The organism is Citrobacter sp. wls718 (assembly GCF_005280945.1).
Classification (GTDB): Bacteria; Pseudomonadota; Gammaproteobacteria; order Enterobacterales; family Enterobacteriaceae; genus Citrobacter; species Citrobacter gillenii.
In genome coordinates, this window is sequence record NZ_SZWV01000043.1 from 1 (window position 1) to 16,743 (window position 16,743).

A 16,743-nucleotide genomic window follows, 5' to 3' on the forward strand; every position below is an offset into this window, starting at 1 on the left:
GGAAATATAGGGGCCAATCCAGTACCCAGGTTGTAAACATCTACAACGTGTGAATCAACTGCGTCATTATAGCTACCGTTGTAGGTATAATGTTCGTAATTGTCATCGATAGTTGAGTTGATAACGCTCATCGCCAGACGATCGTAGTAATAATCGGTACCACTACGGTTAGTACAATCCGTCGTCATACATTCGGACGTTACCATACCGTGAATAGTGCTGTTTTTAATCGTCAGACTATTGGTATTACTGTTAGTCGAAAGACCATCATCCAGATAGTAAGTCGAAATGACACCATTAACGGTGGAGTTATTAATTACTGGGTAAATATCACCGTTATAAATACTATCCGTGTCGTAGTTATTCCAGCCAACATATCCATCATAGTAAACACCATCGCTGTAGGAAGCATCATTGTAATGATTGAACGTGGTATAGGTAGTTCCAGAGATATCAGTTGAAGCATTCGCCTGAGAAGTGATTGCCAATGTGCAGGCTAATGCTAATTGTGAGACTACGAGTTTCTTTTTCCAAGTGTGCATTTGTCATCCCTCCTCAGGGACGTAATATAGTTGATCCATCAATTATTAATGCATAGTAAACATATTATGTTTCGCCGAAAGATTATGCGGTGTCATAGATAAAAGGTTCAATTATTCTTTACTTTAAGTCCGAATGCGGACAATAAACGAAATACAAACAAAAAAGCATAAACCTTTTACTTTCAGTAAATTATGGGAAAATTAATAAAATAAACCATACAATACAATGATAATTAAAAACAAAACCACAAGGACAGCAAATAAACACACGCACAATGAAAGGTATTTAATCAACGATTAAACAAAATCAAACCCACAGCAAAACCTATTGATATTAAAAATGATAAATTCAATAAAGTATAAATAGCGCATATTAAATTTTTAAAAATACGGTACGCGGGTGTCACTCGCATAAGGCCAACTTTCGTAAAACACCCACACACAGGTTGAGGTATACTACGGCCTTCGATTCCACAAACATCAGGCATACCATGACAGACCTAATCCAACGCCCTCGCCGCCTGCGCAAATCCCCTGCGCTGCGCGCCATGTTTGAAGAGACAACACTCAGCTTAAATGACCTGGTGTTGCCGATCTTTGTTGAAGAAGAACTCGACGATTACAAAGCCATCGAGGCCATGCCCGGCGTGATGCGCATTCCAGAGAAACATCTGGCACGCGAAATCGAACGCATTGCCAACGCCGGTATCCGCTCGGTGATGACCTTTGGTATTTCCAACCATACCGATGACACCGGCAGCGATGCCTGGAAAGAAGACGGACTGGTGGCGCGCATGTCACGCATTTGCAAGCAAACCGTGCCGGAGATGATCGTCATGTCCGACACCTGCTTCTGCGAATATACCTCGCACGGTCACTGCGGCGTATTGTGTGACCACGGCGTAGATAACGATTTAACCCTCGCGAACCTCGGTAAACAGGCAGTGGTTGCCGCCGCGGCGGGCGCCGACTTTATCGCACCGTCCGCCGCCATGGACGGTCAGGTGCAGGCTATTCGCCAGGCGCTGGACGCCGCGGGCTTCACTGATACCGCGATCATGTCCTACTCCACCAAGTTCGCCTCCTCCTTCTACGGTCCATTCCGCGAAGCCGCGGGCACCGCGCTGAAAGGCGATCGTAAAACCTACCAGATGAACCCGATGAACCGTCGTGAAGCCATTCGCGAATCACTGCTGGACGAAGCCCAGGGTGCAGACTGCCTGATGGTGAAACCGGCCGGTGCATACCTGGATATTCTGCGTGATATTCGCGAACGTACCGAATTGCCGATTGGCGCCTACCAGGTCAGCGGCGAATACGCGATGATCAAATTCGCGGCCCTGGCAGGGGCAATAGATGAAGAGAAAGTCGTGCTGGAAAGTTTAGGCTCGATCAAACGCGCAGGCGCGGATCTGATCTTCAGTTACTTTGCCCTGGATCTGGCTGAGAAAAAAATTCTGCGTTAATGACGCAGTGTTGCCGGATGGCGGCTTCGCCCTGTCCGGCCTGCACACCGGGGCCCGGTGGGCAAAGCGCCATCGGGCACGTTAGCTCGCACGATAGTAAGGCTTGTCTCCGAGAATCGTCGCCCGGTGCATAATGCGCCGCTGCGGCAGGTAGTCTGCATTGGCATAATGCTGCGTCACGCGGTTATCCCAAATCGCCACATCGTCAGGCTGCCAGCGCCAGCGTACCTGAAACTCCGGTTTGGTGGTGTGGGCAAACAGAAATCCGAGCAGCGCCTCACTCTCTTTTTCCGTCACATCGACAATTCGTGTCGTGAACCCTTCATTCACAAACAGCGCCTGTTTGCCGCTCACCGGATGCGTTCGCACTACCGGATGCAGCAACGGTGGGTGCTTTGCCACCGCCTCCAGCCAACGCTGATGCTCTTCTTCGGTATTACGGTATTTGAACTCCTGAAACGATTTACGGAAATCATGTTCGGCCCGCAGGCCGCTCAGCAATTGGCGAAAAGGTTCTGAAAGCGCTTCAAAAGCGGCAATGCCGCTGGTCCACAGCGTATCGCCACCTGTTGATGGCAGCTCTTTTGCCGCCAGAATCGCCCCGGCAGGTGGCGTCTCAATAAAGGTTACATCGGTGTGCCAGTTGTCGTTATCCGGCGGATTGTCGTTGTGAGTATCGAGGACGATGATCTCCTCAACGCCCTGCGCATGCGGGTAAACCGGATGGATATGCAAGTCGCCAAAACGCAACGCCAGCGCCCGCTGCTGCTGTGGTGTGATCGCCTGCTCGCGCAGGAACACCACCTGATGACGAAGTACCGCGTGGTACAACTGTTCAAACTGGTTATCGCTCAGCGGTCGCGTCAAATCCGCCCCGGTGACCTGCGCACCTATATAGGGCCCCAGCGGGAAAATGCTCAGACGTTCACTCATTGTACTTCTCCATGCCAGGGCGTCAGACGGCGCTGAAGCGCACGCAAACCCAATTCTAAAATAAAGGCGATCACGGCAATCACCATAATTCCCGCCAGCACCACATCCGTTGCCAAAAACTCACCCGCTGACTGCACCATAAACCCCAGACCTCGCGTCGCGGCAATCAGCTCCGCCGCCACTAATGTCGACCACCCCACACCCAGTCCAATCCGCAGCCCGGTAAGAATTTCCGGCAAAGCACCCGGTAAAATTACAAACCACAATACCTGTGCGCGGCTGGCCCCCAGCGACTGAGCGGCCCGCACCCGCACCTGCTGCACACTTTTGACGCCCGCCAGCGCAGACATCGCCACAGGGGCAAAAATCGCCAGATAGATCAGCAGGATCTTCGAGGTTTCGCCGATGCCAAACCAAATAACCATCAGTGGCAAATAGGCCAGCGGCGGCACCGGACGATACAGTTCGATGATCGGATCGACGATCCCGCGCACCGTCGGACTCAGCCCCATCGCGATCCCCACCGGCACGCCGAGCAGCACCGCGGCCAGCAGAGCAATGACGATACGCGTCAGGCTGGCGGCCAGATGCTGCCACAGCGTGGCATCCATAAAGCCCTGAGGTCCGGCAATGACGATAAGTTTTTGCAGTACCTGCCCCGGCGGCGGTAAAAACAGCGGGCTGATGAATTGCAGTGCCGCCACTGCCCACCACACCACCAGAAGCACGCCCAATGTGCCAACACTTAACGTCATCTGACGTGAAAGCGGCCAGCGCCAGCGCAACGCACGCGGACGGAGTTTATCGTTAATCACCACGCTCATGAGAACGCCTCCCGTTGCGCGAAAACGCGGCCTAGCACGTATTCACGCATGGCAATAAACTGCGGATCGGATTTAATGCTGCGACTCGGCTCCCCGGCCACAAAGCGGCGGGCGAAATTTAGCGGTAAGCGTTCCAGCACCCGGCCCGGTCCCGGAGACAACAGCACCAGTTCAGTCGCCATAAACACCGCCTCTTCGATATCGTGGGTAATCAGCAGCACCTGTTTGCCGGTCTCCTGCCACAGCGTCAACAGCAGGGTTTGCATCTGCTCGCGGGTAAAAGCATCCAGCGCGCCAAAAGGTTCATCCAACAGCAACAGTTGCGGATTTGCCGCCAGCGCCCGGGCAATGCCGACGCGCTGACGCTGACCACCGGAAAGCTGCCAGATAAAGCGCTTTTCCGCGCCTTCCAGCCCAACCTTCTTCAGCATGTCCTGCGCAATGCGTTGACGCTGTGACTTCTCTACACCGGCCAGTTGCAGGCCTAATCCGACGTTATCCTGCACGTTACGCCACGGCAGCAAGCCTTCGTTCTGGAACACCACGCCGCGCTCGGCCCCCGGGCCTGTCACTTTTTTACCCGCCAGCACGATGCTGCCGTGCTGATACGGCACAAACCCGGCAATCAGATTCAGCAGCGTGGTTTTGCCGCAGCCGGAAGGCCCGAGCACCACCAGCAGTTCACCGCCGTCGAGCGTCAGGTTGATGTCGTCCAGCACCGGCTTTCCGTCATAGCGGGCGGCAAGATGAGAGATTTGCAGCATCAGCGCCCCCTTATTGCACGAAGCGATCGGTAACGTACTGGCTGTAATCCGTCGCCACAGCGGGCACTTTGCCCTGATCTTTGAGGAACTGCGCGGTGTCGATAATCGCTTTGTTCACCGGTCCGGTCAGCTCGGCGGTTTGCTGCTGCGGTGTCAGGTAGGTGTTACCTTTTACCAGTCCCGGAATATCTGCTTCCGGCACGCCGCTTAAGCGCGACAGCTTGCTGATGTTGTCCGGCTGCTTTAGCCATTCATCGGGATCAGTAATATAGGGCTGTTGGGCATCAATCGCGCTTTTGGCAAAGGCCTTCACCACCTCAGGATGCTGCTCGGCAAAATCTTTGCGCACGACCCACACGTCCAGCGTCGGCGCGCCCCACTCACCTACTTTTTCCGAGTCGGTTAACACCTTGCCGTCTTTTTCCAGCGCGTTCACCGCCGGTGCCCAGACGTAGGCGCCGTCAATATCCCCGCGCTGCCAGGCGGCAATAATCGCTGGCGGCTGCAGGTTCACAATCTCCACCTGACCGGGCTTGATGCCCCAGTGTTTTAACGCGGCCAGCAGGCTGTAATGGGTGGTGGAGATAAACGGCACGGCAATACGTTTACCGATCAAATCCTCAGGTTTGTTGATGCTTTTCTTCACCACCAGCGCCTCGGAGTTACCGAGTTTGGACACCAGCAGGAACACCTCAATCGGCACCTGTTGGCTGGCCGCAACCGCCAACGGGCTGGAGCCAAGATTGCCAATCTGTACGTCGCCAGACGCCAGCGCCCGGACGATGCTCGCCCCGCTGTCGAACTTACGCCAGTCAACGGTGGCCCCGCTCTCTTTAGCAAACGTGTTGTCCGCCTGCGCCACTTTGGCCGGTTCAGCGGAGGTCTGATACGCGACGGTGACGTTCACCGCCTGCGCCTGAAATGCAACCACTGCCAGTACGGCAAGGAGTGTATTACGCGATGATATAGCCATGATTGTCTGCTCCCCTGTCTTGTTATGTGGGGCAGTATTTCGTTACGGCACACTTTGATAAAGGAATTAAAAATTCTGGCTAAGAACAAAGCGTTTTTAGAAAAAAAGCGGCAATAGTTAGCTATTTCGCTCATGACAGATGGAATTCGTAGGCCTGATAAGCGCAGCGCCATCAGGCACTGTTGCCGGATGGCGACGCAAGCGCCTTATCCGGCCTACAACACCTGCAAATTATTGCGATTTTGTTACATTCGTTACATAACAGCATCCCGGTGATTGCCAGCGTAATGCGGGCAGGCATCATAGACGCTATTGTCAGACAAGAGAGCAAGAAAATGATCCATGTTGTGCTGGTGGATGACCATGTGGTGGTGCGTTCCGGCTTTGCGCAATTACTCAGTCTTGAAGATGACCTTAACGTCATCGGCCAATACAGCAGCGCGGCAGATGCCTGGCCTGCGTTACTGCGCGATGACGTCAGCGTGGCGGTGATGGACATCGCTATGCCGGATGAAAATGGTCTGAGCCTGTTAAAACGGTTGCGGGCGCAGAAACCCAACTTTCGCGCCATAATTCTCAGCATTTATGACGCGCCGACGTTTGTGCAAAGCGCGCTGGATGCCGGTGCCAGCGGCTATCTGACCAAACGCTGCGGGCCTGAGGAACTGGTACAGGCGGTACGTTCAGTGGGCATGGGTGGGCATTACCTGTGCGCTGACGCATTGCGGGCGCTACGCGGCGGCGAACAACCCGCCCAGGTGCTGGAAGTGCTCACCCCACGCGAGCGCGAAGTGTTTGATCTGCTGGTCAAAGGCGACAGCGTGAAAGAGATCGCCTTCAAACTCGACCTCAGCCACAAAACGGTCCACGTCCACCGCGCCAACGTGCTGGGTAAACTGCAATGCCACAGCACTATTGACCTGGTGCATTTTGCGCTCGACCATCAGCTACTGACGGGGCACTGATGTCGCGCTCGGCTCGCCATTGGGTGATCTCCCTGTTTATCCTGCTGGCCTGGGGTTCGGGCTGGCTGATGCTGTGGACGCTGGGATTTTACCTGACCCAAAACGGTCAGCAGGCAGCGCTATTTCTGCCACACGGCGTCTATCTCGCACTCTTGATCCTACTGTCACGCCGCTACTGGCCCGCGCTGGTACTACCACCGGTGCTAATGCTGTCCTGGCTACACAGCGAACAATTATTAAATGGTTATATTCTGCTGGCCGCACCGTTAATTAGCCTGATCCCGGCCAGTATCGGCCAGTCTTACTGGCACCGCTTCCCACTCTACTGGCAGCGCTTAACGCTGCTACTGGCCGCCGTCACCGTCACCGCATTGCTCAATACCGCCCTCCTGTCGCCCTTTATCGAAAGCCCGGCGATGTTAATTGGCCTGGCGTCGTTTACCGGCGGCGTGCTGTTGACGCCATTTGTTTATTTGATTTACGAATTTCTGCGCCAGCAGCACCGCTATCATTTGCTCGGCCTGGACACCCGTAATCCGCCGCTGCGCACCTCGCTTATCATTTGGTGCAGCCTGTTTTTTATTATCGGCATCGGCACTCAGATGGTGCTGTCACCAGACATTGAGCGCCTGCTGCTGATCGTAGTGTTTCTGCCCAACGTGGTGATGGCATGGAAGTTTGGCTGGCAGGGCGGCGTATTATCCGGGTTGCTTGGCAGCATGATGATCACCATCGCACGGCAAATCGGTGTGGGGTTCAGCAATTTACTGGAACTGGAAATTTTTCTCGCTACCCAGGCGTTGTTGGGTATTGGCCTGGGTATCGCTATCAGCCGCCAGCAGCATCTGGCGCAGAACCTGCACCACTATCGCCAGCGTCTGGAAGCCGAGCTGACGGCACGACGGGCGTTAACTGAGCAACTGATCCGCAGCGAAGAAAATACGCGCAAGAGTCTGGCGCGGGAGCTGCACGACGAAATTGGGCAAAACATTACCGCCATTCAAATCCACTCTCAGCTGGTCAAGCGAGCACAGGATCCACAGCAAACGCTGGACGCAGCGAATCAGATCAATGACCTTGCCCGGCGCATTCATCACTCCACCCGCCAGTTGCTGCGCCAGCTGCGTCCTCCCGCGCTCGATGAGCTGTCCTTTCAAGACGCGCTCCATCATCTGGTGAATGAGTTTGCCTTTGCCGAACGGGGCATCCGCTGCCGGTTTGACTATCGGCTGGAAAATACGCCAGACAATGAAACGGTCCGCTTTACGCTGTACCGCCTGTTGCAGGAGTTACTCAATAACGTTTGTAAACATGCCAACGCCAGCGAGGTGTCGATTACGCTCCGCCAGCAGGAGCACAGCCTGGTTCTGCACGTTGAGGACAACGGCGTGGGCATTCTGCCAGAAAAAATCCCCGGTTTCGGTATTCAGGGAATGCGTGAACGGGTAAGCGCACTGGGTGGCGAGCTAACGCTTGAGTCGCACAACGGTACGCGGGTAATTGTTAACCTGCCCACAAATTTGCAACAAACCCATCATTAACCAGGAAAAAGTCTTAGTCACTCTGGACTTTCTCTCATCCCCTTTTGCTTTCACTTTCCTATAGTCAGCACAAATGGAGACCGCCATGCACGCACGCGCATCACGCGAAACAGATCAACGCTACCGGGCGCTACGTCCCCGGCTACTGATGTGCATGGTCATTGGCTACGCCGCGTTCTACCTGACGCGCAAAAGCGTCAACTACGTGCTCCCGGCGCTGCAAACGGATCTGGGGCTGGATAAAAGTGATATTGGCCTGCTGGGTTCGCTGTTTTATCTGACCTACGGCCTGTCAAAGTTCACCGCCGGATTATGGCATGACAGCCACGGGCAGCGGGCGTTTATGGGCATCGGCCTGTTTGCCACCGGCGTCTTAAACGTGGTGTTCGCCTTTGGCGAATCACTGACGCTGCTGCTGGTGGTGTGGACGCTCAACGGGTTTTTCCAGGGCTGGGGCTGGCCCCCCTGCGCCCGCCTGCTGACTCACTGGTATTCGCGTAACGAACGCGGTTTCTGGTGGGGCTGCTGGAATATGTCTATCAACATCGGCGGAGCCATCATTCCGCTGATTAGCGCCTTCGCCGCCCACTGGTGGGGCTGGCAGGCAGCGATGCTGACACCGGGGATAATCAGCATGGCATTAGGGATCTGGCTCACCCTGCAACTGAAAGGCACGCCCCAGGAAGAGGGATTACCGACGGTTGGAGAATGGCGGCAGGACCCGCTGGAACTGCGCCAGCAGCAGCAAAGCCCGCCGATGGGGCTGTGGCAAATGTTACGCACCACCATGCTGAAGAATCCGATGATCTGGCTGCTGGGCGTGTCATATGTGCTGGTCTATGTGATCCGCATCGCGCTTAACGACTGGGGCAACATCTGGCTGACCGAAAGCCACGGCGTGAATCTGCTCAGCGCCAACGCCACGGTGATGCTGTTTGAAGTTGGTGGCTTGCTCGGCGCGCTGTTTGCCGGATGGGGATCAGATGTGCTGTTCAGCGGTCAGCGCGCGCCGATGATCTTGCTGTTCACGCTCGGGCTGATGGTCTCCGTCGCCGCCCTATGGCTGGCACCGGTTCACCACTATGCGCTGCTGGCGGCCTGTTTCTTTAGCGTGGGGTTCTTTGTTTTTGGCCCACAGATGTTGATTGGCCTGGCCGCTGTCGAATGCGGACACAAAGCAGCCGCAGGTTCGATCACCGGTTTTCTCGGGCTGTTTGCCTATCTCGGGGCCGCGCTGGCGGGTTGGCCGTTGTCGCTGGTCATTGAACGTTATGGCTGGTCGGGAATGTTCAGTTTGCTCTCGGTTGCCGCTGTCGTTATGGGTTTATTGCTGATGCCGCTGCTTATTGCAGGTATTACCCCTTCTCTCAGTCAAAGGATAAAACAATGAAATTGACGCTTACCTCTACCCTGATTGCTTCCACCCTCGCGCTGGCGGCGTTAAGCAGCGTTGCCCAGGCTGAAGGTCGTCTGGTGGTCTACTGCAGCGCCACCAACGAAATGTGCGAAACCGAAACCAAAGCCTTCGGTGAAAAATATGATGTGAAGACCTCATTTATTCGCAACGGCTCCGGCAGTACGCTGGCGAAAGTGGATGCCGAGAAGAAAAACCCGCAGGCGGATGTCTGGTACGGTGGAACGCTGGATCCGCAGTCTCAGGCCGGAGAGATGGGTCTGCTGCAGCCGTATAAATCACCGAAACTCGATGAAATCATGGAGAAATTCCGCGATCCGGCGAAAGTGAAAGGTAACCTCTCCTCCGCCGTTTACGTCGGTATTCTGGGCTTTGGCGTCAATACCCAGCGCCTGAAAGAGAAAAACCTACCAGTGCCAAAATGCTGGAAAGATCTGACTAAACCGGAATACAAAGGCGAAATCCAGATTGCCGACCCGCAAAGCTCCGGCACCGCCTACACCGCGCTGGCAACCTTCGCCCAACTGTGGGGGGAAGATCAGGCCTTTGATTACCTGAAGCAACTCAATGCCAACGTTTCTCAGTACACCAAGTCTGGTATTGCCCCGGCACGTAACGCTGCCCGTGGCGAAACGGCGATCGGCATTGGCTTCCTGCACGACTACTCGCTGGAAAAAGAACAAGGCGCCCCGCTGGAGCTGATTTCGCCGTGCGAAGGCACCGGCTATGAAATTGGCGGCGTCAGCATCCTGAAAGGCGCGCGTAACCTCGACAACGCCAAACTGTTCGTTGACTGGGTACTGTCAAAAGATGCCCAGGAACTGGCATGGAAGAAAGGCAAATCCTATCAGATCCTGACCAACACCACCGCCGAGACGTCACCGAACTCCCTGAAGCTCGACGACCTGAAGCTTATCAATTACGACATGGATAAATATGGTTCTACCGATGTTCGTAAAGCGTTGATCAATAAGTGGGTTAGCGAAGTGAAGATGGGTAAATAAAACATGATGACCTTCTTCGGATAAGGTTACGTAGGCCGGATAAGGCAACGCCGCATCCGGCAATGATCGTCACCCTGAATGCCGGATGGCGCACAAGCTTATCCGGCCTACATCAGGATTGAACACCGGAACCGCTATGTCACAGACACTTGCACTCCATCCCGTGAAAAAACGGGATGCGATATTCCTTTGGGTTTTACTCGGCTGGCTGGCGTTTGCCCTGCTGCCAAGCTGGAGCCTGGACTATGGACTGCTGGAGTCCACGCGCGAGGAAATACTCGCCGCCTACAGCTGGTCACATTTCAATATTAGCTGGTTGTGGTATCTGCTACCGAGCCTGCTGCTGGTACGTCCGTTCCAGGAAGCCAAACGCGAGCAGCGCAGCCGCCACACTCTCGACACGAGCTGGTCGCTGTTCTGTATGGCCTTTATTGTCGCCAGCGCCACTCTTGAAGGACGCGGCCTAGGCTATGCCACCATCGTACTGTTTGTCGCGCTGGGCGCGATTATGACGCTGGCGCTCACCCGCCTCGAATGGCTGGGTGGCGACCGTTTCGTTATCGGATCGCTCACCGCCATTGTCGCGCTAATCGGGATTTTTATCGTCTGGCCGAGCATCGCGATTTTCATTCCCATGTTCACCAACGACGCCGGAGAGTTTGCCCCGCTGGCGTTTATGAATGTGCTGTCGCAGGCGCATATCATTCAGGTGATCCTCAACTCCATTATGCTGTCGATCGCCGTCGGCGTCGGCTGTACTTTCTTCGGTCTGGTGCTGGCGATTTACACCACTCGTATTGCCAGACGCAGCGCCATTATTGGCCGCATTTTCTCGATCCTGCCGATCGTGACGCCGCCGTTTGTCGTCGGCCTTGGCGTCACCTTAATGATGGGCCGTTCCGGCTACATTACCGAATTAATGGTGGACTGGTTTGGCTTAACCAACACCAACTGGCTGTACGGGTTTACCGGCATCTGGCTGGCGCAGGTGCTGGCCTTCACCCCGATGGCGTTTATGATCCTCGACGGGGCGATCAAAACCATTCATCCGTCGCTGGAAGAAGCGTCGTACACCCTGCGTGCCAGCCGCTGGCAGACCTTTAACGGCGTGTTTGTCCCGCTGCTAAAACCGGCGCTGGCAAACGCCTTTTTGATTGTCATTGTGCAGTCGCTGGCTGACTTCAGTAACCCGCTGGTGCTCGGCGGTAACTTTGACGTGCTGGCGACACAAATCTACTTCTACATCACCGGTTCACAGCTCGATTACCAGGCCGCCAGCACGCTCGGCGCGTTCCTGCTGCTGTTCTCCCTGCTGGTGTTCTGCGTGCAGTACATGTGGATCGGCAAACGCTCGTACGTCACCGTTTCCGGTAAATCATACCGTGGCGACGTGCAGCCGCTGCCGGTAACGCTGGTGTGGAGCGTAGTCGCACTGCTGGCGGTATGGATCGCCTTTAACGCCCTGCTGTATGGCAGCATTTTCTACGGCAGCTTCACCGTTAACTGGGGCGTGGACTACACCCTGACGCTGGCGAACTTTACCAAGCTGTTTGGTCAGGGGATGAGCGACGGCGCGTGGCCTTCGCTACTCGACACCCTGCTGTACGCCGGGATCGCCGCGCCGATCACCGCCATCTTCGGGCTACTGATCGCCTGGATTGTGGTGCGCCAGCAGTTTAAAGGCAAAAAAACTATCGAGTTCACCACCATGCTGTGCTTTGCCGTTCCCGGCACCGTGGCGGGTGTCTCGTATATTCTGGCCTTTAACAGCGCCCCGGTGTACCTCACCGGGACGGCGGCCATCGTCATTATCTCAATGGTGATGCGTAACGTGCCGGTCGGCATTCGTGCAGGCATTGCGGGCTTAGGGCAAATCGATAAATCGCTGGATGAAGCCTCGCTCAGCCTGCGTGCCGGTTCGCTACGGACCATCACGCACATCCTGCTGCCGCTGCTACGCCCGGCTATCCTCTCCGCGCTGATCTACAGCTTTGTGCGCGCCATTACTACCGTCAGCGCCATTGTGTTCCTCGTCACGCCAGATACCCGCGTCGCAACGGCCTACATTCTGAACCGCGTGGAAGACGGTGAATACGGCGTGGCCATTGCCTACGGTTCGATCCTGATCGTGGTGATGCTGGCGATTATTTTCATCTTTGACTGGCTGATCGGTGAATCACGTACCTCCCGTTCAAAAGCCAAAAACCCGGCGTAATGGAGCGCACTATGACTCAGAAAAATTTCGTTGAACTGCGCAACGTCACCAAACGTTTTGGCAGCAACACGGTTATCGACAACATCAATCTCACCATCCCACAAGGGCAAATGGTGACGCTGCTTGGCCCTTCCGGCTGCGGCAAAACCACCATTTTGCGCCTGGTTGCCGGACTGGAAAAACCGAGCGAAGGGCAGATTTATATTGATGGCGAAGACGTTACCCATCGTTCCATCCAGCAGCGCGATATCTGCATGGTGTTTCAGTCTTACGCCCTGTTCCCACATATGTCGCTGGGTGAAAACGTCGGCTACGGCCTGAAGATGCTCGGTGTATCGCGCAGCGAACTTAAAGCGCGGGTGAAAGAGGCGCTGGCGATGGTGGATCTGGAAGGATTCGAAGACCGCTATGTCGATCAGATCTCCGGCGGGCAGCAGCAGCGCGTGGCGCTGGCCCGGGCGCTGATCCTCAAACCGAAGGTGCTGTTATTTGATGAACCGCTGAGTAACCTCGACGCCAACCTGCGACGCAGCATGCGTGACAAGATCCGCGAACTGCAAAAGCAGTTTGATATTACCTCGCTGTACGTGACCCACGATCAGAGCGAAGCCTTCGCGGTGTCCGACACCGTACTGGTGATGAACAAGGGACATATCATGCAGATCGGCTCACCGCAGGATCTGTACCGCCAGCCCGCCTCGCGCTTTATGGCGAGCTTTATGGGCGATGCCAACCTGTTCCCGGCCGCGTTCAGCGAGGCGTTTGTCGATATTTACGGTTATCGCCTGCCAAGGCCGCTGCATTTCGCCACCCAGGGAGAAGGTACGGTTGGCGTGCGTCCGGAGGCAATTACGCTCAGCGATCGCGGCGAGGAGAGCCAGCGCTGTGTGATCCAGCACGTCGCCTATATGGGGCCGCAGTATGAGGTCACGGTAGAGTGGCACGGGCAGGAAATTCTATTGCAGGTCAACGCCACGCGCTTACAGCCAAACGCTGGCGAGCAGTATTACCTCGAAATCCACCCGTACGGCATGTTTATCCTGGCGGATGCGGCATAATTTGTGCCGGACTACGATCAAACAACGGACCAGATAAAATTAATTTGATTATAGAGAAGGAAAAATCTTTATAAAATATTTATTAAGTGAATGCATTTGAACTTAATTATTTCAAGCCTGAATCATCCTGAATTGGATTCAGGCTTTTTTATTGCTTATGCGATCAGCCGCACAACTTTTACAGAGGAAATAGTATGTCATCATGCTTTCAACGGATGAGAGAGATTCAAAAATGTACTTTCACCAGGAAGAAAATCAAATCACTCAATATATAAGCGAGCACGAATTATGGGTATTAGGTCGTGTCAGTGACATATACAACAAAACAACGCATAAAAACGAAGAAATGTTGGAGCCATTGTGGAGGAAATACGATCGAAGTATCGAGGGCATTTTAATTTTTTATTCAAAGATGGAAGCATCAATTTACTCCACTTACTTAGAGAAAAAATTTAATGAAAAGTGGAGCGTATATGCACTGAATGATTTTAACATTGGGGAAATGGTAAAAAACAATAAAGCCATCAAAAATAGCGATGATTATTATCTGCTGTTGAGTGCGGGGTTTTGGGCTGATAAACAATGCAATGTTATATATCATGGTTATCATTTATCTCAAGTTACAATCCCCGTCAAATATACTTTTAGCAGTTTCAATGAAAATGAAAGACTCCCTACCCTAAAAATACCTGAAAAAGTTACAGATAGATTTCATCAAATGTGGAAGAAAAGATTCCATGATTTTCTAAGTCATACTCAATCGCAATGTAATTATCATAATGACTATTTAAAAGAACAAAGTCTAATCGCTTATAATAATATGCAATTCAAAGAATCAAATAAAATCGAAGATTGTGTTTATATGGCAACATGGAAAAATGACTGGTTTTTTTGCAATCCGGAAAGTTTAACTTTATTAAAATGAGAATTGTATGGGAATTGCCTATTTTTTAAGGGTCGGAGATAAAACAACCTGCGGTGGCACTATTTTAACAGGTTGTACTAATCATATACTCGACGGACAGCCAACGGCACGACATGGCGATAGCTATATATGTGGTAAAGATAAAAAACTCTACCACATAGCAGGAGGGCAACCAGGTTATTTTATACATGGTGTTCAGGCTGCCGGAACAGCACATAGCGTTGGCACATGCCCTTGCAAATGCCGATTTATTAACTCAATTTCAAATGTTAGTTATTTCTATGAGAGTGAAGTTCTCTCCACACCTAAACCAGTCACAAACAGAGTGGTCTCTGTAACGCCGCAGAACGTACCAAAACCGCTCACGATGGCACATGGGCCATATTGTCCGACTGAAGCTGAAGAGGATAAACCGCCTCGTGAGCCTGTAGATGCGGGATTTTGTGTATTGCCCTATGAGGCTAAACCATCAACATATGAACCGTATATTTTTGTTAATCCCCCCGATGGTACGAGAGAGCTATATCACAAACTGAACCCTGATATGAAAAAACAACCTGGTTCAATTCTGATTGTTGTTGATCCTGAAAAACAAGATCAGCAACAGATTGAAGCATTACAAAAAGCACGAGATCGAATTGATAAATCTCTGGCCCCACTTACCTTGCAGGATGCAAAGTTATTGCATGATAACAGAGGAGCCGTGGATGCATTTTCATATCAACTTTTCGGTAATTATTTAGGAAATGCTGGAGATAGTTTTGGATATATTAGTGAGATAGGTAAAAGTTATTACGAAGAAATAAAACAAATATTAATTGAAATTCAGGAGTTATATAAAGATACGTACACCCATAACAAAGGAATCATATCGGGGGAGGAATTTTTTGGTCAACGAGCAAGACTGTTTAAAAAATTAAATGTTATCTTAAATAAATTCTCCAAAACCCATCTTAATCTGGAAGAATATAATAGTATTAAAAAAGCTTTAGGTTTATCAACAAGCTCAATTATGCATAAATGGGATAAAACTGGAGTGGATAATATAGAGGGCTATGCTACATATATTGAAAATTCGGCAAAATTAGTTAAACTGATGAAAACCGTTGGTTTTGTTGGCATAGGTTTAGATTTCGCTGGATATACATCAAATATTTATGATGCCTGTGCAAAAGGCCGTGAAAGTGCATGCAAAAAAGCCGCTATTACTGAATATAGTAAATTTGGATTCAAACAGGCCAGTAGTATGCTTACTGGTCTGGCGGCTGGACGTGCAGCAAATGTGGTTTGTACGTGGGTATTAGGGCTTTCTACTATAGAAGCTGGAGGGGTCGGTGCTGCACTGTGTTTTGCTACAGGGGTTGGTGTTACTATTGCGTCAGGTAAGATTGCAGAAAAATATGGCGAGGACGCTGGTGAAAAATTAGGTAATTATGTAGGAGATCATATTATATATGAAAATATTTTTCATTGAAAATGATGAAGTTATAAAAATCTTAATTTGCCTTGCGTTTGCATTTGATTTTTTAATATTCATGATGTGTTATTTTTACAATAAAAAAGCATACAAAAAATAGTTGAAATATACGAAAAAGAGATAGGCCCTCTACCGCTTTCAACAAAGTTATGCAAAGATGCAAGTGTTTTTTCCACTCCATATTTATATAATACGAAAGTTAGTTTTATAACTAGAAGCTTAAACTTTAAATACCATAAGCATTTACATTATGGTATAAGCATAGAAGGGTATAATCTAATAAGAAATCTTCCAAAAAAATTAACACTAGGATTTAGAATTGAATCATTGTCATTATTGATTTGCATTCCAATAATGATCGGTTTTTTTATCATTTTCTAAATAAAGGGACTCCATTGGAGTCCCTTTATTTAATTTTATTTCAATGCACCCTATATTTGGTCAACAATCCGGTCGTAAGTAGCAGCAGGTAATAACCCACTCACAAAAACATTTGGATTCACTTTAGCATCGGCTGCTGGCGAGTGTGGCCTGTTACCTAAAATCACAATAGCCATATCGCCACATCATTCACTGTAGGCCCGATAAACTCTCAGCTTTGCGCTTTTAGCGCAGCAATATCCGCAGGCGTGGTGCGACAGC

The 16,743-nt window shown here is 51.8% G+C and carries 13 protein-coding genes and 2 pseudogenes; 9 read left to right on the forward strand and 6 right to left on the reverse strand.

All coding sequences use genetic code 11. The features are described 5' to 3' along the window. Positions 1-542, reverse strand: a pseudogene (locus FDW95_RS08170) (autotransporter outer membrane beta-barrel domain-containing protein); the annotation flags it as partial. Positions 543-1,033: 491 nt separating this feature from the next. Here FDW95_RS08170 and hemB point away from each other — a divergent pair. After that, a complete protein-coding gene (gene hemB / locus FDW95_RS08175; RefSeq protein WP_115259263.1) occupies positions 1,034-2,008 on the forward strand; it encodes a porphobilinogen synthase in 975 nt (324 codons plus the stop codon). An 81-nt stretch (positions 2,009-2,089) separates the two neighbouring features. Here the strand turns inward: hemB and tauD are convergent, their stop codons facing one another. Genes tauD through tauA form a run of 4 tightly spaced genes read right to left on the reverse strand, consistent with a single transcriptional unit; the run spans position 2,090 to position 5,502 of the window. Continuing rightward, positions 2,090-2,941, reverse strand: coding sequence for a taurine dioxygenase (tauD, locus tag FDW95_RS08180; protein WP_115259265.1), 852 nt, complete (start codon positions 2,939-2,941; stop codon positions 2,090-2,092). Next, positions 2,938-3,765 carry a taurine ABC transporter permease TauC gene (gene tauC, locus FDW95_RS08185; protein ID WP_115259267.1) on the reverse strand — a complete coding sequence of 276 codons (828 nt, stop codon included), beginning with the start codon at positions 3,763-3,765 and terminating at the stop codon, positions 2,938-2,940. The genes tauD and tauC overlap by 4 nt, the downstream gene beginning before the upstream one ends. Continuing rightward, on the reverse strand, positions 3,762-4,529 hold the full coding sequence (gene tauB / locus FDW95_RS08190; protein ID WP_115259269.1) for a taurine ABC transporter ATP-binding subunit: 768 nt from the start codon (positions 4,527-4,529) through the stop codon (positions 3,762-3,764). Before tauB ends, tauC begins: the two co-directional genes overlap by 4 nt. 10 nt (positions 4,530-4,539) lie before the next feature. Further along, on the reverse strand, positions 4,540-5,502 hold the full coding sequence (tauA, locus tag FDW95_RS08195; protein ID WP_137363472.1) for a taurine ABC transporter substrate-binding protein: 963 nt from the start codon (positions 5,500-5,502) through the stop codon (positions 4,540-4,542). Positions 5,503-5,837: 335 nt separating this feature from the next. Here tauA and FDW95_RS08200 point away from each other — a divergent pair, with 335 nt between their 5' ends. The 8 genes from FDW95_RS08200 (at position 5,838) to FDW95_RS08235 (ending at position 16,098) form a co-directional block, all read left to right on the forward strand. Further along, positions 5,838-6,467: a response regulator transcription factor gene (locus tag FDW95_RS08200; protein ID WP_115259273.1), complete on the forward strand. Its 630-nt coding sequence runs from the start codon at positions 5,838-5,840 to the stop codon at positions 6,465-6,467. Then, complete coding sequence (locus FDW95_RS08205; RefSeq protein ID WP_115259275.1) at positions 6,467-8,008, forward strand: MASE1 domain-containing protein; 1,542 nt, start codon at positions 6,467-6,469, stop codon at positions 8,006-8,008. The genes FDW95_RS08200 and FDW95_RS08205 overlap by 1 nt, the downstream gene beginning before the upstream one ends. Before the next feature lie 85 nt (positions 8,009-8,093). Then, positions 8,094-9,398: an MFS transporter family glucose-6-phosphate receptor UhpC gene (gene uhpC, locus FDW95_RS08210; protein ID WP_115259276.1), complete on the forward strand. Its 1,305-nt coding sequence runs from the start codon at positions 8,094-8,096 to the stop codon at positions 9,396-9,398. Further along, positions 9,395-10,426, forward strand: a complete 1,032-nt coding sequence (locus tag FDW95_RS08215) for an ABC transporter substrate-binding protein (protein WP_115259278.1) — start codon at positions 9,395-9,397, stop codon at positions 10,424-10,426. Before uhpC ends, FDW95_RS08215 begins: the two co-directional genes overlap by 4 nt. A 136-nt stretch (positions 10,427-10,562) precedes the next feature. Further along, the gene (locus FDW95_RS08220) at positions 10,563-12,641 is read left to right on the forward strand and encodes an iron ABC transporter permease (RefSeq protein WP_137363473.1); all 2,079 of its coding nucleotides are present in this window, start codon (positions 10,563-10,565) and stop codon (positions 12,639-12,641) included. 11 nt (positions 12,642-12,652) lie between these two features. Further along, the gene (gene fbpC / locus FDW95_RS08225) at positions 12,653-13,699 is read left to right on the forward strand and encodes a ferric ABC transporter ATP-binding protein (protein WP_115259282.1); all 1,047 of its coding nucleotides are present in this window, start codon (positions 12,653-12,655) and stop codon (positions 13,697-13,699) included. Between the two features lie 202 nt (positions 13,700-13,901). Next, positions 13,902-14,624, forward strand: a complete 723-nt coding sequence (locus tag FDW95_RS08230) for a hypothetical protein (RefSeq protein WP_249358972.1) — start codon at positions 13,902-13,904, stop codon at positions 14,622-14,624. 7 nt (positions 14,625-14,631) lie between these two features. After that, on the forward strand, positions 14,632-16,098 hold the full coding sequence (locus FDW95_RS08235; RefSeq protein WP_115259284.1) for a PAAR domain-containing protein: 1,467 nt from the start codon (positions 14,632-14,634) through the stop codon (positions 16,096-16,098). Between the two features lie 434 nt (positions 16,099-16,532). Here FDW95_RS08235 and FDW95_RS23630 read toward each other — a convergent pair. Next, positions 16,533-16,658 (reverse strand): annotated as a pseudogene (locus FDW95_RS23630) (hypothetical protein); the annotation flags it as partial. Positions 16,659-16,743 lie beyond the last annotated feature (85 nt).